At 40.5% G+C, this 17,390-nt stretch carries 16 protein-coding genes; 7 read left to right on the top strand and 9 right to left on the bottom strand.

Features of this window, described 5'->3' with window-relative positions; all coding sequences use genetic code 11:
• Nucleotides 1-71: 71 nt before the first annotated feature.
• Nucleotides 72-269 (bottom strand): hypothetical protein, encoded by a 198-nt coding sequence (locus WA256_RS05975; RefSeq protein ID WP_054563072.1) that lies wholly within the window; start codon nt 267-269, stop codon nt 72-74.
• A 231-nt stretch (nt 270-500) separates the two neighbouring features.
• The gene (locus WA256_RS21045; protein WP_350338400.1) at nt 501-569 is read right to left on the bottom strand and encodes a hypothetical protein; all 69 of its coding nucleotides are present in this window, start codon (nt 567-569) and stop codon (nt 501-503) included.
• Between WA256_RS21045 and WA256_RS05970 the strand changes: the two genes are divergently transcribed.
• The gene (locus WA256_RS05970) at nt 547-1,254 is read left to right on the top strand and encodes a peptidylprolyl isomerase (protein ID WP_350338401.1); all 708 of its coding nucleotides are present in this window, start codon (nt 547-549) and stop codon (nt 1,252-1,254) included. The genes WA256_RS21045 and WA256_RS05970 overlap by 23 nt on opposite strands.
• A 123-nt stretch (nt 1,255-1,377) precedes the next feature.
• Here the strand turns inward: WA256_RS05970 and WA256_RS05965 are convergent, their stop codons facing one another.
• Complete coding sequence (locus WA256_RS05965; RefSeq protein WP_175080616.1) at nt 1,378-1,791, bottom strand: MAPEG family protein; 414 nt, start codon at nt 1,789-1,791, stop codon at nt 1,378-1,380.
• Between the two features lie 166 nt (nt 1,792-1,957).
• On the opposite strand from WA256_RS05965, the gene WA256_RS05960 reads away from it, so the two are divergent.
• A complete protein-coding gene (locus WA256_RS05960; protein ID WP_335989720.1) occupies nt 1,958-4,843 on the top strand; it encodes an insulinase family protein in 2,886 nt (961 codons plus the stop codon).
• A 49-nt stretch (nt 4,844-4,892) separates the two neighbouring features.
• On the opposite strand, the gene WA256_RS05955 is transcribed toward WA256_RS05960, so the two are convergent.
• A complete protein-coding gene (locus WA256_RS05955; RefSeq protein ID WP_335989718.1) occupies nt 4,893-6,275 on the bottom strand; it encodes a Na+/H+ antiporter NhaC family protein in 1,383 nt (460 codons plus the stop codon).
• 285 nt (nt 6,276-6,560) lie between these two features.
• On the opposite strand from WA256_RS05955, the gene WA256_RS05950 reads away from it, so the two are divergent.
• Together WA256_RS05950 and WA256_RS05945 are read left to right on the top strand one after the other, a co-directional pair.
• Nucleotides 6,561-6,965, top strand: coding sequence for an NUDIX hydrolase (locus tag WA256_RS05950; RefSeq protein ID WP_269408214.1), 405 nt, complete (start codon nt 6,561-6,563; stop codon nt 6,963-6,965).
• Between the two features lie 3 nt (nt 6,966-6,968).
• Complete coding sequence (locus WA256_RS05945; protein ID WP_335989715.1) at nt 6,969-7,460, top strand: GNAT family N-acetyltransferase; 492 nt, start codon at nt 6,969-6,971, stop codon at nt 7,458-7,460.
• On the opposite strand, the gene WA256_RS05940 is transcribed toward WA256_RS05945, so the two are convergent.
• Genes WA256_RS05940 through WA256_RS05930 form a run of 3 tightly spaced genes read right to left on the bottom strand, consistent with a single transcriptional unit; the run spans nt 7,443 to nt 10,944 of the window.
• Nucleotides 7,443-8,054 (bottom strand): PqiC family protein, encoded by a 612-nt coding sequence (locus WA256_RS05940; protein WP_335989714.1) that lies wholly within the window; start codon nt 8,052-8,054, stop codon nt 7,443-7,445. The two genes, WA256_RS05945 and WA256_RS05940, sit on opposite strands and share 18 nt — an antisense overlap.
• Complete coding sequence (gene pqiB / locus WA256_RS05935; protein ID WP_251602308.1) at nt 8,054-9,709, bottom strand: intermembrane transport protein PqiB; 1,656 nt, start codon at nt 9,707-9,709, stop codon at nt 8,054-8,056. The genes WA256_RS05940 and pqiB overlap by 1 nt, the downstream gene beginning before the upstream one ends.
• Nucleotides 9,706-10,944 (bottom strand): PqiA/YebS family transporter subunit, encoded by a 1,239-nt coding sequence (locus WA256_RS05930; RefSeq protein WP_335989711.1) that lies wholly within the window; start codon nt 10,942-10,944, stop codon nt 9,706-9,708. Before WA256_RS05930 ends, pqiB begins: the two co-directional genes overlap by 4 nt.
• Before the next feature lie 140 nt (nt 10,945-11,084).
• Between WA256_RS05930 and WA256_RS05925 the strand changes: the two genes are divergently transcribed.
• Complete coding sequence (locus tag WA256_RS05925; RefSeq protein ID WP_063529896.1) at nt 11,085-11,861, top strand: transporter substrate-binding domain-containing protein; 777 nt, start codon at nt 11,085-11,087, stop codon at nt 11,859-11,861.
• Here the strand turns inward: WA256_RS05925 and WA256_RS05920 are convergent.
• A complete protein-coding gene (locus WA256_RS05920; protein WP_063529897.1) occupies nt 11,850-12,650 on the bottom strand; it encodes a thioesterase family protein in 801 nt (266 codons plus the stop codon). The two genes, WA256_RS05925 and WA256_RS05920, sit on opposite strands and share 12 nt — an antisense overlap.
• 239 nt (nt 12,651-12,889) lie before the next feature.
• On the opposite strand from WA256_RS05920, the gene dnaK reads away from it, so the two are divergent.
• Both dnaK and dnaJ read left to right on the top strand, forming a co-directional pair.
• Nucleotides 12,890-14,812 (top strand): molecular chaperone DnaK, encoded by a 1,923-nt coding sequence (dnaK, locus tag WA256_RS05915; RefSeq protein ID WP_055021216.1) that lies wholly within the window; start codon nt 12,890-12,892, stop codon nt 14,810-14,812.
• Between the two features lie 233 nt (nt 14,813-15,045).
• Nucleotides 15,046-16,185: a molecular chaperone DnaJ gene (gene dnaJ / locus WA256_RS05910; RefSeq protein WP_054563084.1), complete on the top strand. Its 1,140-nt coding sequence runs from the start codon at nt 15,046-15,048 to the stop codon at nt 16,183-16,185.
• A 74-nt stretch (nt 16,186-16,259) separates the two neighbouring features.
• Here dnaJ and WA256_RS05905 read toward each other — a convergent pair whose 3' ends face one another.
• The gene (locus WA256_RS05905; protein ID WP_335989702.1) at nt 16,260-17,390 is read right to left on the bottom strand and encodes an HlyD family secretion protein; all 1,131 of its coding nucleotides are present in this window, start codon (nt 17,388-17,390) and stop codon (nt 16,260-16,262) included.

Raw genomic sequence — 17,390 nt, 5'->3', positions numbered from 1 at the left:
GTTTGCCTGAATAGAGCAGTAGGTTAATTATGCGCTTAGTTTAAACGACTTAAGTTTAAATTAAATGTCTTTTATAAACTTTTGTCGCTATTTTCTGTATTTAGTTGTCCTGTTGCGGCAAGTTGTCTGCGTTGTAGTTCTTGTTCTGCGTAATGAGACTTTTGATGATTATTGCCGACCATCCAATTTAAAAAACTAGCGGGTAACTTACTGTAAGGCTCACCTTGGTGTAGGCCAAAATCGCATATTGCGTTCTCTTCATTCGCCATGGTTCATTCCTGTGTGTTCATTGTTGTCGTGCAGATACTAACAAACTGAGCCTATTTGATAAGACGATTTTGATTTATTCTTTAAATTTTTTATAACTATAATGAATACATGGTGTAAATTAATGTAACTGAGATGTAATTGCTTTGGCGCGTTTTGTGTAACTGTTTTGTTTGCTATTTAAGCGTCTGTCTATTTTGTTTAAGCTTCTTGCAGTTTTATAATAAAAATTATCAGGAAAGATAAACAATGAAAAAACATCTACTTGCAACTGCTTTATTGGCTAGCTGTTTTACAGCCAATGCTACTATTGTTGAAATGCAGACAGATCTGGGCAGTATTACTGTTCACCTTTATGATCAACATACACCTGTTACCGTTGAAAACTTTTTAAACTATGTTGCAGATGGCAGCTACGACGGTACGGTTATCCATCGCTCAGTTGATAACTTTGTTTTGCAAGGTGGTGGTTTTAAATTTGATACTGATTTTGAGGCGATAGAAACTGCTGACGCTATTACCAATGAGCCAGAGCTGTCGAATGTTAAAGGTACCATTGCAATGGCCAAGCTTGGTGGTAATGCTAATAGTGCGACAAGTCAGTGGTTTTTCAATTTAAAAGATAACAGCGCTAACCTCGACTTACAAAATGGTGGCTTTACTGTTTTTGGTGAAGTAACTGTACAGAGTATGGATGTTTTAGAACAAATCACCTCTTTAGTTCACTGTGGAGAAATCCCAGTAGTAAATCTTAATGAAGAGCAGTGCCCAGATACAACATCAGGTTTCAGTGGTGAAAACTTATTTTACATTAACAGTGTGACTGTGATTGATGATGATCCGAATTCGTCTGCTTCTTTATCACCAAAAGAGAACACGCTAATTGATGAAGATAACTCTTCAGACAATGGCGGTGGTAGCTCAGGCGGGAGTCTTGCGTGGATGCTATCTTTATTAGCTCTTGCAGGCTTTAGTCGTCGTAAATAATTCCAACCAACAAAGTAACGCCTTGATATTAAGCTCCTGTGAAACGCTGAATTCTGCATCTTGAGGTGGCTTGGGTATATATAAGGCGCTAAAAAGCGCCTTATTTCTTTGTATTGATGTTTATTAGAAGATTCTAACTAAAATAAGCACCCACATTATTAGCATTATAAAGCTACTGACAACAAAACTATAATAGCGCGCCTTCAAGGTGTTTGAAGTTAAGTGTATTACGCTATGAATAATTCTTAATGCAACATAAACCCAAGCAAGGGCAACAAATACAGTACCTACAGCATTGACTTGCAGAGCTGTTAAACACGCAATAAAAAACAGCACAGGCATTTCGAATTGATTGATAAAGTTCCGATCTGCTACGCGAACATTATCCCCAGCCTTTTCAAGCTCCATTGTTAAGAAGTCTTTCATCTCGATGGTTTTTTGTTTTGCCGCACGAAAACGACGCTTACCCATAATGTACATGACTGCAAAAGTCAGAAAGACCTGAGTGAACATTGCTACAATTAGCCACTTTTCCATAGCTCATCCTTTGTTATAGTTATTGCTATTAATCTTAACCGTAAGTATTGCATTTTCACAATGTGTTACAAAGTTTTGCTGTAACTTAGCTAAAAAGCATTGAATTGCGGCGCTCGAAAACACATGATAAATAAAAATTTATTCAATTTCTAATGGATACAAAATAATGAAAAAAATAATTGGACTCAGTGCAATCGCTTTTGCAGTGTTAGCTGGTTGTTCTTCTACTTCTACCACAACGCCTCCTGCAGCTAATACTAACCTTATTCCTGACTCGTTAGTTATCAGCCCAAACGACACCCGTGAGTACAAAACATTAAAACTAGATAACGAAATTGATGTAATTTTAATTTCAGATCCTAGTGCTGAAAAATCAGCTGCTGCTTTGAGTGTAGGCGTTGGTTTATTGCACGATCCTATGTCGCAACAGGGCATGGCGCACTACCTAGAGCATATGCTGTTCCTTGGTACAGACCGCTACCCAGACACTAAAGGTTACAGTGATTTCATGACCAAAAATGGTGGCGCACATAACGCTTACACCTGGTTAGATATCACAAACTACATGTTCAAAGTTAACAATGATGCCTACGACGAAGCACTTGACCGCTTTGCAGACTTTTTTAAATCACCAAAGCTTTACCCTGAATACACAGACAAAGAAAAAAATGCGGTAAACGCAGAGTGGTCAATGCGTCGTGAAATGGACTTTTTTGGCCAATTTAAACTAGCGCGTCAAATGATGGGCTCACACCCTGCAAACCGTTTCTTAATTGGTAACCTAGAAACTTTAGGGGACAAAGAAGGCAGCAATCTGCATAAAGAAACCGTTGCTTTCTATAACAAATATTATTCATCGAACATTATAAAAGTGGCGATGATCTCAAATCGTCCACTTGCTGAAATGGAAGCAAAAGCTAAACAGTATTTTGCTGATATTGAAAATAAAAAAATCGAAAAACCAACGGTGACTGATAAGTTAGACTTTTCTGTTGCTGGCGGAAAGCGTGTTTACTACTCACCAAATGAAGATGTAAAACAACTACAGTTAGAGTTCACAATTGCTGATAACAGTTCACAGTTTGCGGTTAAACCAAATCGTTTTGTTTCATACCTTTTAAGTAACGAAATGCAAGGTAGTCCTGCGCAAATCTTGCGTGACAAAGGCTGGGTGTCACGTTTATCTGCTTCTGATGCTCCAACACAATATGGTAACTACGGCAGCTTAACGGTTAATATTGAATTGACTGATGCTGGCATGCAAAACCGCGAAGAAATTGTCGCTATGGTTATGCAGTACATTGCGCTTATTAAAGAGCAGGGTGTTGATAGCAAATACTTTAATGAAATTCGTACATCGTTAAACAATGAATTTCAATTCCTCGAAAAAGGTGATGAGTTTGGTTATGTAAGTAACTTAACTGATAGCATGCAAAAGTTCCCTGTGAACAACGCAATTAATGCACCTTATTATTATGCAAAGTTTGATGCAGATGCGGTGCAAAATGTGCTGTCGCAATTAAACGAAGATACTTTACGTATTTGGTATATCTCTCAACAAGAAGAAACAGATTCACAGCTGCATTTTTACGATGGTAAATACCGCATTGAAGATATCAGCGAAGCAGAAGTTGCTAGCTGGAATAAACCGAGCGAATACGCTTTAGCATTACCAACAGTAAACCGCTTATTACCAGAAAGCTTTGCAATTAAAACGGCGGAGTTTAAACAACAAGCGCATCCTGAACTGGTATTTGATAAGCAGGGTGTAAAAGTTTGGCGCCAAGCAAGTCAGCAATTTGCTGAGCAACCAAAAGGTCTTGTTGAAGTTTATATTAATACACCTGATGCCCTTGTGAATGTTAAATCACAAGTTCTTTATGCAGTGTGGGCTGATCTTTATAACTTACAACAAAGCAAACTAAGCACAGAAGCAGCCGTTGCAGGTATGAGCTTAGGGCTACAACCAAGTAACGGCCTTGTGTTATCACTAAGTGGTTTTACTGATAAACAAGACGTACTTTTAGCTCAAGCGCTTGAAAATCTAACGTTAGATGTGTCTGAAGAAGGATTTGCACAAGCAATCGATCGTTTTAAGCGTGACTTACTAAATCAGCAAAAACAGTTTCCGTTCTATCAAGCATTCGGTGAGTACTCTAAGCTTACTCGTAGTGGTAAATTTGATACTGAAACCTTGATTGCAGCGGCAGATACACTAACCCTTGCCGATTTCGCGGCTATTAAACAATCAACACTTGCAGCCAATGATCTACGCGTATTCACGTTTGGTAACTATAACCAAAACGATGTTGAATCTATTGCGAGTAAGCTAACTGCAATTTTACCTAAAGGTCATAAAGCGACTGAGTTTGCCAGAAGCAAAGCCTGGTTACCTCAGCCTGGTGAACGTATTGTACTGCAAAAAGATATTGATGTAGCGGATGTAGCAATTATTGATATGGTTGTTCACCCAACCCCAGGTTATAAGCAAAAAGCACAGGCACAAATTTTACAAAGTCACTTTAGAACCGTAGCGTTTGATAAGTTACGTACAGAAGAGCAGTTAGCTTATGCGGTTGGTGCTCTAGCACGTCCTATCGAAGACTACTCAGCATTGGGTCTTTATATTCAAACACCGGTTAAAGGCCCTAAAGAAATGCAAGCGCGTTTTGATGAGTTCAAAAAGCAATACGCTGTTGAGCTTGATAACATGACAGAAGAAACATTTGCACAACTTAAAAATGCAACGCTTGTGTCTTTAAAAGAGCAACCTAAGAATTTAAGTGATGAAATGTCACCGCTCATTTCTGATTGGTACCGTGAAAACTTCAACTTTGACTCTAAAGAAAAGCTTATCGCTGAAGTTGAAAAAGTGACATTGGCTGATCTGAAAGATTACTACAAGAAAACCATGCTCAATAGTGAAGCTGCACGTTTAAATATTCAAATGCGTGGTAGTAAGTTTGCAGATAAGCCATTTGCTGATCTGAAAGACCAAACAAAAGTTGAAAACTTAGAGAGTTATTACAAAGGCATTAAATTCCAAAAGTAACCTAATAGTTGATAAACAAAAGCCCAAGCAATTGCTTGGGCTTTTTAATTTATGCGATAAGCAAAAATCCTATAAATGCAGCCGTTGCAGCAAGTAAGGTATAAGGCAGTTGCGTGATAGCATGGCTGACTAAATCACACCCTGAGCCTTGTGCAGCAAGTACCGTGGAGTCAGAATAAAAACAGGCTTGACTACCAAACGATGACGCCGACAACAAAGCACCAATCACTAAAGGAATATTGGCATCAATTGCGTAAGCCAGTGGCATTACTATAGGAATAGTTACTGCGAAAATCCCCCAGCTTGAACCCGTTGCAAAAGCAAGGACTGCCATTGCTAAAAACACCACGGCAGGTAAGTACTGTGCTGTCATATAAGGGCTTAATGTATTAATGACATATTGCGGAAGCATTAATTGGTCACACACATCTTTAAATATAAATGCAGCAACCACAGTCCCAATAGCGGGGATCATGCTTTTAAAACCATCGAGCATACGCTCAACGAGTTCTGACAATGTCATTAACTTTTGTAACATGTAAAAAGGTAAAACAACGGCAAAGGTTGCAAGCAACCCTTTAAATACGTCAATGTCAAAGTAAACAGTAAACGCAACAAGTAAAACTATCGGCACTAAAAAGTTATAGAGTTTACCGTTTGATGCTGCTGTTTCAAAGTTTTCTTCCGCTGCTTTCACTGCGTATTCATCTGCTGTTTGAATATCTGTGTATTGGCTATTCGTGATCTCGATTTGATTATTCATGGCACGTAGTTGTGCTTTTTTCATCGGACCAAAAGCAGGGATCACATTTAAGCTAACCAGTAATACCACAATGACTGCAAACCAAGCGTATAACATATAAGGGATTGCTTGAATGTAGACGGCAATACCTTGGCCTTCTGGTGCAACATTATTATCAACTAACAAGCCGCCAAAAAAAACGGCCCATGTAGAGAGTGGTACAAGCACACAGATAGGCGCAGCCGTTGAGTCAACAACATAAGCGAGCATTTCACGGCTAATTTTAAACTTATCGGTGATACGTTTCATGGTTTCACCGACGGTTAACGCATTTAAGTAATCATCAATAAAAATAATCACACCTAGCACAAAGGTCATCACTAACGATGAGCGCTGGCCTTTGGCAAACTTTAACGCTAATTCGGCGAAAGCACTTGCCCCCCCGGTTCTTACTAATAAAGCGATTAATGCACCAAATCCACCACAGACTAAAATTAGCCAGGCAATGGTTTCGTCTTGCATTACTTTTAATGAAATATCAGCAAAATTGGCTAACACAGCGGCTGGACCTAGCATGGCTAAACCAAACAAAGCACCAATTAGTAAAGATAAAATAGGGCGGCGTAAAAATACGGCCAAAACCACCACCAATACTGGCGGCAGTAAACTTAACGCAGAAGGTTCTTGCATTATATTTTTCACACAGTTAAGCAATGCGAGATTGCTTACAGAAATCAAAAGTCTATAGACTCAAGTAACTGCTTTACGCGAACACACTTTTATGGACCCATTAGGGAAAGTGCCTGCGTTGGCTGGCGCCAGACAGTATAGAGGGTATACTGCTTTTGTTTTGCCCAAAACATCGCAAGAAAAATAATCCTGAATATTAATTTAGTCAATAACAATTTTTTTTGCGATGATAATTATTTTACACTCATCAATAACGTCACTTTTTATTAATTGAGCAAAGGGATTATGGCATTTTCAGATACTTACAGACTCAGTAGCCATGCGGTTATCACCAACAACCAAGGTCAGGTGTTATTACTAAAAGCTGATTACGGTCAAAAAAGTTGGGGGTTACCTGGCGGCGCTTTAGATAAAGGTGAAACCATTCATCAAGCGTTACTTCGCGAATGCCAAGAAGAACTTAATTGTGACGTAGAAATAGCTTATTTAAGTGGTGTTTATTATCACACAGCGTTTAACTCTCATGCGTTTATTTTCCGTGCTCATATGGCTGAGGACGCTGAGATAATGTTGAGCGATGAGCACACAGAGTTCGGCTACTTCGATTTAGATGAGTTATCTAAAGTACAAAAAGAGCGTGTTCTTGATTGCCTTAATTTCACCAATGATGTCGTTAGTAAGGTGTTTTAATAAATGTTAGATATATATTTACGTGCCGGACAGCCTGATGATGCCGCGTTTATCGTAGAGCTTTTAAATCAAGCAACATTCTTAGAACATATCGGTAATAAAAATATTAATACGCCCGTACAAGCTGAGCATTATATTCAACAAACCTTTATAAATAGCCACCAGCAATTGGGCTTTGGCAGTTATATTGTTTGTTTAGCTGATGATACACCGGTTGGAATGGTGGGGCTCTTTCAGCGCGATGCGTTAGCTATCCCCGATTTAGGATTTGCCTTGTTAGCTAAATATGAAGGCAAGGGTATCATTACAGCTGCTGCTCGGTTATTGATGGCCAAAAAACACGTATTAGAGCTTGGTGTGCTTGCTGCAATAACCTCGCAAACAAATATTGGTTCACAGAAGGTGTTACAGAAACTTGGTTTTGAGTTTATAGGCGATGTCATCATTAACGATAACAATCAGCCTCTAAAACTCTTATTAAAGAGCAAGCTTTGATACTTCGTTTGCAACTTGTTTGTTAACCTTCAGCCAGGTTGACTCAAGTGTTGCAACAAGCCCTTCGTAATCACTGTCTTGTAATGGCGTAAGCTCATTGAAGTAATTGACTGCTTTTAACTTTCGGCCCGACTCAGGGTTTGTATAGTACAAACGCCAAAGCCCGGCAATGTTGGCATTGCCTTGCTCATCGCCGTTGAAGTGATGTAGCTCATATTCTAATTCATAGAAACTTTGCTGATCTAAATCAGTTATCACCGGCAAGCCCTTTATTACCATCCAATTATCAAGCTCAGTGTAAAGCTTTTGATGGGCACTGGCGGTTAACATTAAATCAGGTGATTCGCTCCATAAATGGTAGTTAGCAGCATTGACTCGGTTGTTGTCGAGAACCATAGCAATGCCACGATTATTAAGCGCACCACGTAGCTGTACGGTGTTAATTCTGAGCTGAGCTTGCGTATTTTCTGCTAAGCGTTGCATCGCAGTAATTGGCTGCGAAAATTGATAATACTCAATGGTTGAGAACGAAGTCTGACTGCAGGCCGAAAGTAACAGCACTGATGCCACTGAAGCACAGAGTTTATAGTTCATTATTGTTTCCTCGGCGTTGGGTCTGCTGGTAGCTCTTTATCAAAGATCAACATATTAGGTTGCTGGTTTAAGCCTCGTGTGAATGGCTGTAGCTCTTCACTTAAACGTTTAAATTCAGATAAAGTTGTTTGCAACTGCTGGTGGAATGTTGAACCTTGCTCATAACTTGCCATGGTCTTTTCAAATTGTTTCATGGTTTTATCGAACTGTTGCATGCTCTTAGTCATTTCTGCAAAGTTGCGATTAATATCACCCGGTAAGTCTTGCGTATCTTGTTTATTTAGTAGCTCTCTCATGTCATGAGCAAGCGCTTGGTACTCGGCAAAGGTGGTCTGCATTTGTGCCAAGCTATCTTCAATTTTAAGGTTATTTACTTTATTTAATACATCAGAGACTTGGTCGGCTATGACTGTAATACCGCTTGATACACTCGGGAATACAGTGTACTCGGCTATTGTCTTTAATTCGGCAGGCTCTGCATTATCGTAAATATCTAAGTCAACGTACACGGCGCCAGTGAGTAAGTTACCCGGCTTTAAAGAAGCACGAAGACCATTTTTGATCCAGCCATTTAAACTCGAATGCCAAAACTCGCGTGCTGCTGTACTGTCGTGGTAGAGGCGCCCATACTCAATCTTTATCAGGGCAGGTACTGCGGTGTTATCAGTTCTAAAGTGTGCAGGCTTACCGTCTATTATGACACTTGCAGGTGCTTCAACTACACTACCGATACGCATACCTCGGTATTCTACAGGAGCGCCAGCGCGTAAGCCGCGAATTGATTGCTCAAAGTCGATTAAGTAGTAGTCAAAATCATAAAAGCGTTCTTCTAAGGCGGCTTTGTAGCTATTACTTAAAGAAAAACTATGGCCGTTACTGGCAACTTCACCGGGCGCTTGTTGCTCAGGAATACCAACAGAAATACCGCCTTTGAGCAATTTACTTAACGAGCCTGTATTAACATTAATACCATCTGCAGAGAGGTCTATTTCGATGCCTGAGTTTACCCAGAAAATAGAGTTTAAGGTGATCAAGTTTTGATATGGCTCATTTATAAAAATGCCATATTTCATCGCTTGGTTCTTCCAATCAAAGGTGGCGGTTTCTATTTGGCCTATTTTGTAATCTTTAAAGTAAATACCGGTACTCACATCAAGCACTTCTGCGTTATAACTTAACAGTGTGAAGCGCCCACCTTTTACATCTTTACCAATTAAAGCCGGTTCATCTTGTAGCTCAAATCTTTCGGCTAGCTTTTTACTCTCACCCGGTGCAAATTCTAAATACACACCAGATAGAAGGGTACTCATGCCGCTTATGCCGGTATCGTCAATCCGTGGTTTTACAACCCAAATTTTCGCATCATCTGTGAGTAAATCGTCGTAATGTTTATCGATTTGCGCCCGTGCGATAACGCTATTTTGTTTATCTGATAAACGAACATGGTCGATTTGGCCAATCTTCACGCTACGAACTTTTATCTCTGTTTTACCAGCCACAATACCTTCTGCATGAGGCATTTTGATGAAGATGGTGGTGCCTTTATTTGCTTGATACTGGTACAACATCCATGCGCCAATTAATAAGGCAATAACTGGAATGATCCAGATGGCCGATATATTTGGCGCTGTTTTTATTTTAGCGGTTTCGCTCATGCCAAGGTCTCTTGTTTCGCAGTACTTAAGTTATCTGGGTTATCCCACAATAAACGGGGATCAAACGCATGGGCTGCCAACATCTGGCAAATAACCATGGTTGTAAAAAATATTGTGCCAATGCCAGGTGTTACTGACATTAAGTTTCCGAGTTGCACTAAGGCTACTAGAATCGCCACAACAAATACATCGATCATTGACCATTTACCAATAAATTCAGTCAATTGATAGATACGCGTATAGCTTTTAGTTTGTCTGTTTGCTGGCCTCATCACCATAAAGCATAAAAAACTTAATATTAGCGCTTTGGCAAGGGGAACAACCACACTCGCTAAAAAGATGATCATTGCGATAGGGTACGAACCACTATTCCATAAAATCATTACCCCACCAATAATAGTCGATGGATTTTCATCGCCAAGGCTTGTGGTGTACATAATAGGATAGACATTAGCAGGAATATAACAGGCCACTGAGGTTAATAACCATGCTGCGGCTTTTTGCACACTAAAAGGATTACGACTGTAAGTTTTAGAGTCGCAGCGTGAACAGATTTCGGTCGCACACAGTTGTCCACAAACATGACATGCTCTTAATCCTTGATCAATAGCACGCGTATTTGGCTGTGTTTGCTCTATATATTCTGGTTCTTTTAATTGTTTCCATAAGGTGTGCTTATTTAATTTTGCTGTGGCTGCCACATAACAGATAACAAAAGCGCTATAGGCCCAAAAGCTTACACCAAATTCAATATCGGCCATCGACATGATTTTAACCATACTGACCATCACGCCAATTAAAAAAATCTCAGACATGATCCAAGGTTCTAACGCAAAGGTGGTTTTTAACAGTCTTTTTCCCCATTGATATGGTAACGCTTTTAGTAAGCCTAAATGCAGAGGAATTATGAGTACTAATAAAAGAAGGGGCAGACCAATAATACTGGTGTCGATGAACAAACCTAAAAAGTCGTTGTCGTAATTAAAGAGAATACGAGCGGCATCGGGTAAGGTGATTGTTTGGGTAATACCACTACTGGTAAAAGACAGAAATGGGTAAAACATACTACTCAGTAGCATAACAATAGCACTTAAGCTTAGTGCGACCACCATACTATCTTGGTTAGCTTGCGATGCCGAAAGCTTTGTATTGCAATGAGGGCATATTGCCACTTGTTTTGCACTTAAGTGTGGGATCTCAATGACAAGATCGCAGCTAGGACAGGCTGTTTGCAAACTTAGGGTCTCTTAAACAAGAACTTAGTTAAGTTTGCATCAAATAGTGTATAAATTCAAATGCACCTTTGTTTAATATAAGCTAATATTTGTACAAAGCGATTACGCTTTTTAATACATTTAATTCTTTAAGGTGAGCAGTGAAGCAATTATTTATCCTTTTAATGTTGTTTGTTAGTGTTAAAGGTGAGTGTTTATCTGAGCCAAATACGCAAAAGCCTATAGTTGTTGCTGCAAGCGCCTCTTTGCCTCCTTACGTCATTCAAGACACTAACAGCGGTATTCAACTCGAAATATTGAAAGCTGCTTTCAAATCGCAAGGCATTTCTAATATCGATATCCATTACATGTCTAATAAGCGTGCTGAGCAGCAGCTTATGCAGGGCAAGGTAGATATTGCATTAAATTTTCCACCCGTACTCACGTCGCATGTTTATAAAAGTGACGAGCTACTGAGCTACCAAAATGTGGCGGTTAGCCTTGCCAATAAAGAGCTGAAAATTAATAGTATTTACGATTTAGCAGGTAAAAGCGTGCTTGCCTTTCAAAATGCGACGAATTTCATTGAAGCACCTTTTAAATCGGTTACCAATATTTTGCGTTCTTACGAAGAAGTAGTTAACCAAGAAGCACAAGTTGATCACCTTATGAAAGGCTGGGTCGATGTAATCATTTTAGAGCGCCGAGTGTTTTTATATTATTTAGAAAAATACAAACAAAGCGCTGAGGTAAAACCTTTTATTGTGCATGCAATCTTTAAAGAAGCACCAAGACCTGCGTTTTTTTACAGTAAAACTTTAAAAAACACCTTTAATTTGGGTCTTGGTGAGATCATTGAGTCAGGCCAGTACCAAGCAATTATTCGCCTTGATGGTACTGAGTACGCGCAACTTTCAGAGCCCGAGTTACGCGAATAACGCGACGGTTTGGCGGCTTAGCGCAATTAGCTTACCGTCTTCACTCCAAATGCAGCCATCTTCTAGCCCATAGCCATCCTTACTATGGTGTGTAACCGCTTCGTAGCCAATCCAAGCATCATGGGCAATTGCAGGCTCTTCTACAAATTCTATGTACCACGACATACTACTTGCTGGTGCAGGTTGCTTATACATTTGTAATAAGGTTGGTGGCCATGCATCTGTTAGGGCGATGATATGGGCTTCAGTCATTTGCTCTGGCACATGTTTGAATTTCATCCAGCCACCTAAATGTGAGGTATCTGCTCCAGAGAAAGGCATATTGCCGTCTTGTAAACACAATGCCACATGCTGGAAAAATGCCGGCATGACGCCTTCCTTATAAGGTAGAGTGAAACGCTCATCAACCGGTTTTAGCTGCATGGTCTTAGTGACATCTACACGAACATCGGACTGTCTCTGTGCACCAAAACAGGCTTGTGTTATAACACAAACATCGCCATTTTGAATCACTTTTGCTAGTACCTGCGCACTGTTTTTTCCTTCACGTAAGATTTCAACGTCGATTGAAAAATCATTGTCAGCGATTAAAGGGCCAACAAAGTTAGTGCTTAAAGATAATAAACGACGAGAGCTATCGATATGCTGACGTATAGCTTGATATAATAAAGCTGCAGATAATCCACCAAACGCTGTGCGGCCTTGGCACCAGTTTTCTGGAAACTGCATAACTTTTGTTTTGTCTTTGCCTAGTTCAGCTGCCATGGCGAGTAATTGTTCAAAATGCATAATTTTCCTTAACATTTATTGTTATGGTGTTTGTTATAGCATAGCTAAAGTCGTCAGACCAGTTTGTTTATCCTGCAAGCAGGCTGAGAAAACAGCGCTTTTTGTGGAAAAAACGCCCATTTCGAAAATATTTCAAAAAAAAGTAAATTTTTTTCATTTTTACAGTTGAATTCAGTTTCCTGCACCCCTATCTACTAGTCATCGAACGTTTTAACGAATTTTGAAGTTGGAGAAGATTCATGGGTAGAATTATTGGAATCGATTTAGGTACTACTAACTCTTGTGTAGCAGTACTAGACGGTGATAAAGCACGCGTTATCGAAAACGCGGAAGGCGATCGCACAACACCATCGATCATTGCATATACGCAAGACGGTGAAACATTAGTTGGTCAACCTGCAAAACGCCAAGCAGTAACTAACCCAACTAACACATTATTTGCAATCAAGCGTCTAATTGGTCGTCGTTTTGAAGACGAAGAAGTACAACGCGATATCGGTATCATGCCTTTTAAAATTGTAAAAGCTGATAACGGTGATGCATGGGTTGAAGCACGTGGCGAGAAACGTGCTGCACCACAAATTTCAGCAGAAGTGCTGAAAAAAATGAAGAAAACAGCAGAAGACTTCCTAGGTGAAGCGGTTACTGAAGCAGTAATCACAGTACCTGCATACTTCAATGACTCACAACGTCAAGCAACTAAAGATGCTGGTCGTATTGCTGGTCTTGAAGTTAAACGTATCATCAATGAGCCAACTGCCGCTGCACTTGCATACGGCATGGACAAAAATAAAGGTGAAAACGTTGTTGCAGTATATGACTTAGGTGGTGGTACTTTCGATATCTCTATCATCGAGATTGATGAAGTTGAAGGCGAGCACACGTTTGAAGTTCTAGCAACTAACGGTGACACTCACTTAGGTGGTGAAGACTTCGATAACCGTGTTATCAACTACTTAGTTGAAGAGTTTAAGAAAGATCAAGGTATCGACCTTAAAACTGATCCACTTGCAATGCAACGTGTTAAAGAAGCTGCTGAAAAAGCGAAGATTGAACTTTCTTCTGCTCAACAAACAGAAGTTAACTTACCGTACGTGACTGCTGACGCAACTGGTCCTAAGCACATGAACGTTAAAGTTACTCGTGCAAAACTTGAGTCACTTGTTGAAGACTTAGTAACTAAGTCAATCGAGCCACTTAAGCGCGCACTAGCTGATGCTGACTTATCAGTAAGCGACGTAAATGACATCATCCTTGTTGGTGGTCAAACACGTATGCCTTTAGTACAAAAAACAGTTGCTGAGTTCTTTGGTAAAGAGCCTCGTAAAGATGTGAACCCAGATGAAGCAGTTGCAGTAGGTGCAGCGATTCAAGGTGGTGTACTAGCTGGTGACGTTAAAGACGTACTACTACTTGACGTATCTCCGTTATCACTAGGTATCGAGACTATGGGTCAAGTAATGACAGCGCTAATTGAGAAAAACACGACGATTCCTACTAAGAAATCACAAGTTTTCTCAACAGCAGAAGACAACCAATCAGCGGTAACGATTCACGTACTACAAGGTGAGCGTAAGCGTGCAAGCGATAACAAATCACTAGGTCAATTTAACCTAGAAGGTATTCGCCCAGCACAACGTGGTACTCCACAAATCGAAGTAACATTCGACGTAGATGCGGACGGTATCTTACATGTATCTGCTAAAGATAAAGATACAGGTAAAGAGCAGAAGATCACAATCCAAGCTTCTTCAGGTCTAAGCGACGATGAAGTAGAAAAAATGGTTCGTGATGCTGAAGCGCACGCTGAAGAAGATAAGAAATTCGAAGAGCTAGTAGCAACTCGTAACCAAGCTGATGCAATGGTTCACGGTACACGTAAGCAAATCGAAGAAGCGGGTGATGCATTACCTGCAGAAGATAAAGAAGCAATCGAAGCTGCGCTTACAGAGCTAGAAGCGGCGATTAAAGGTGACAACAAAGAAGAGATTGAAGCGAAAACGCAAGCTCTTGCTGAGAAGTCACAAAAGCTAATGGAAATTGCACAAGCTAAAGCACAGCAACAACAAGGCGGTGCGGATGCAGGTGCTGAGCAATCTTCTGCAAAACAAGACGACGATGTTGTTGATGCAGAGTTCGAAGAAGTGAAAGACGACAAGTAATTGCTTGTTTCGCTTCTGCCTAACACAATAATGGCTGCTTTGTTTAGCCAATTAAGTTAGGATGAAATGATTGAGGCGCGCCAGCGATTTCGCTTGACGCGCCTTTTGCATGTATATAAACGGTAAATTGATAAGTTGCTAATCCTCTTAAATGGTTATGACCATAATACGATTTGTATCAGTCGATTTACCTTACGCAGTGTAGCTGCAGTAAAAAGAGTAGTGTGATAGATATGTCAAAAAGCGATTATTATGAAGTTCTCGGCGTGAGCAAAGATGCCAGCGAACGAGACATAAAAAAAGCGTATAAGCGCTTAGCGATGAAATATCATCCAGACCGTACCGCAGGCGATAAAGACCTTGAAGCTAAATTTAAGGAAGTAAAAGATGCCTACGAAGTACTAACTGATCCACAAAAGCGTCAAATGTATGATCAGTACGGCCATGCAGCCTTTGAACAAGGTGGTGGCGGTCATGGCGGTGGCTTCGGCGGCGGTCATGGTGATTTTGGTGATATTTTCGGTGATGTGTTTGGAGATATCTTTGGTGGTGGCGGTGGTCGTCGTCAATCGCGTCAACAACGTGGTTCGGACTTACGTTACAACATGGACTTAAGCCTTGAAGAGGCTGTTCGTGGTAAAGATGTCGAAATTAAAGTACCAACCTGGGTTAGCTGTAAGCCATGTGACGGTAGCGGTGCAAAAGCGGGTTCTAAACCAAAAACATGTACTACCTGTCATGGTGCAGGCCAAGTACAAATGCGCCAAGGTTTCTTCGCGGTTCAGCAAACTTGTCCTACGTGTCAGGGCACAGGTCAAATTATTTCTGATCCATGTGACAGCTGTCATGGTCAAGGTCGCGTAGAAAAAACTAAGACCTTATCAGTTAAGATCCCAGCAGGTGTTGATACAGGTGACCGTATTCGTCTATCGGGCGAAGGTGAAGCGGGCATGCATGGAGCACCAGCAGGTGATTTATACGTTCAGGTTTCTGTACGTGAACATCCGATTTTCCAACGTGATGGTAATAACCTGTATTGTGAAGTGCCTATTGGCTTCACAACAGCAGCACTGGGCGGTGAAATTGAAGTACCGACACTGGATGGCCGTGCAAAACTGAAGATCCCATCAGAAAGCCAAACGGGCAAGATGTTCCGTATGCGTGGTAAAGGCGTTAAGTCTGTACGTAGTGGCGCTCAAGGTGACTTGATCTGTAAAGTGGTTATTGAAACGCCGGTTAATCTTAATGATCGTCAACGTGAATTGCTTGAAGAACTTGAGCAAAGCATGGGTAAAGATGGCTCTAAAAACCGTCCAAAAGAAAAAGGTTTCTTTGACGGTGTTAAGAAGTTTTTCGATGACCTAACTAAGTAACTCTAGTTAAGTAACTTTAGTTAGAGAGTAAAAAAGGCGCTAGTAAGCGCCTTTTTTATTGGTAATTGCCTACTTTAGTGATCTAAGAATAGGTAGTTTTGCCAACTTTTCATTCTGATCAATACTTTACGCATTACTGATACGTGCTCGAAGTGTTCTGAATAAACAGCGACTTCTGTGCTTGTCCCCTGTGGTAGGTGATATTCACTCATGTCGTCTGTGATTTTTAAGGTGACAATTGCGCGGCCTTGGCGAGCAAAAAACTCAGTGCCCATCAGTGTGCCTTGTGCTTGTACTTGCCCTTCACCAATAGCAGGTAATACATCGAGTACTTCACCCGCAAAGGTTTTGCCAGGAATAGCTTTAAAGATAAAGTCTGCTTTGTAGCCTGGTTCGAGTCTTAATAGTGAATTTTGTCTAAATGCAGCGACGTAAACGGTATCTTCTTTGTGCACAAAGGTCATTACTGGGCGTAGTGGCATTGGTACTGCAATCATCCCAGGGCGTAATGTTAGTTGTGTAACATAGCCATCGGTAGGTGCATAAACGCTTGTGCTGTCTAAGTTAAATTGAGCTTGCTCTAAATTAGCGCGAGCTGCGGCAATTTTAGTTTGTTCGCCGTTTATTTCAGACTCAAATGCAAGTTTTTGACGTAACTCTTCGGCCTGTGCTGCTTCGTAACTTGCCTTTGCTGCTAAGTATACACCTAATTTATTATCAACTTGACCTTTTGAGTAAGCACCGCTTTTTGCGCCTTTTTCATAACGTTCGTATTCTTTTTTACTACGATCATATTCAGCTTTAGCCATTAGGGCACTGGCTTGTGCTGATTTATAGGCCGCTTCTAAACCGAGCACTGACTGTTTTGCATCTTGCAAAGCGGCAATCGCTTGATTTAGTTTGGCTCGATATAAGGTATCGTCTAGGCGAAACAATAAGTCACCTTTTTTAACAGGCTGATTTGGTTTTACTGCAACTTCTTCAACGGTACCGCGTACATTTGGCACAATAGGTGTTGTGACATAGGCACTGCTGGCCATATTTGAATGTGGGTGGTTATAGTTCATTAACAGGATCAAAGCGCCGATCAGCACTACACCACCAAGTACCGCGGTGGGTACCGTCCATTTATTAAGTGGGATTTTAAAAACTTTAAAGATACCAATGCACAATGCGGTATAAGTAAGTATTAATAACAAATCCAT

It is taken from the genome of Pseudoalteromonas sp. CH_XMU1449-3 (assembly GCF_037027245.1).
GTDB classification, from domain to species: Bacteria; Pseudomonadota; Gammaproteobacteria; order Enterobacterales; family Alteromonadaceae; genus Pseudoalteromonas; species Pseudoalteromonas shioyasakiensis.
Note: the sequence above shows the minus strand (reverse complement) of the source record. Positions and strands in the feature narration are given on the sequence as shown.

Excerpts from the sequence above, each read along its gene's own strand:
- WA256_RS05960 (WP_335989720.1), top strand. The coding sequence starts at position 1,958 with ATGAAAAAAATAATTGGACTCAGTGCAATCGCTTTTGCAGTGTTAGCT.
- dnaJ (WP_054563084.1), top strand. The coding sequence starts at position 15,046 with ATGTCAAAAAGCGATTATTATGAAGTTCTCGGCGTGAGCAAAGATGCC.
- dnaK (WP_055021216.1), top strand. The coding sequence starts at position 12,890 with ATGGGTAGAATTATTGGAATCGATTTAGGTACTACTAACTCTTGTGTA.
- WA256_RS05975 (WP_054563072.1), bottom strand. The coding sequence starts at position 269 with ATGGCGAATGAAGAGAACGCAATATGCGATTTTGGCCTACACCAAGGT.
- WA256_RS05945 (WP_335989715.1), top strand. The coding sequence starts at position 6,969 with ATGTTAGATATATATTTACGTGCCGGACAGCCTGATGATGCCGCGTTT.
- WA256_RS05955 (WP_335989718.1), bottom strand. The coding sequence starts at position 6,275 with ATGCAAGAACCTTCTGCGTTAAGTTTACTGCCGCCAGTATTGGTGGTG.
- WA256_RS05950 (WP_269408214.1), top strand. The coding sequence starts at position 6,561 with ATGGCATTTTCAGATACTTACAGACTCAGTAGCCATGCGGTTATCACC.
- WA256_RS05940 (WP_335989714.1), bottom strand. The coding sequence starts at position 8,054 with ATGAACTATAAACTCTGTGCTTCAGTGGCATCAGTGCTGTTACTTTCG.
- WA256_RS05905 (WP_335989702.1), bottom strand. The coding sequence starts at position 17,390 with ATGGATTTGTTATTAATACTTACTTATACCGCATTGTGCATTGGTATC.
- pqiB (WP_251602308.1), bottom strand. The coding sequence starts at position 9,709 with ATGAGCGAAACCGCTAAAATAAAAACAGCGCCAAATATATCGGCCATC.
- WA256_RS05965 (WP_175080616.1), bottom strand. The coding sequence starts at position 1,791 with ATGGAAAAGTGGCTAATTGTAGCAATGTTCACTCAGGTCTTTCTGACT.
- WA256_RS05920 (WP_063529897.1), bottom strand. The coding sequence starts at position 12,650 with ATGCATTTTGAACAATTACTCGCCATGGCAGCTGAACTAGGCAAAGAC.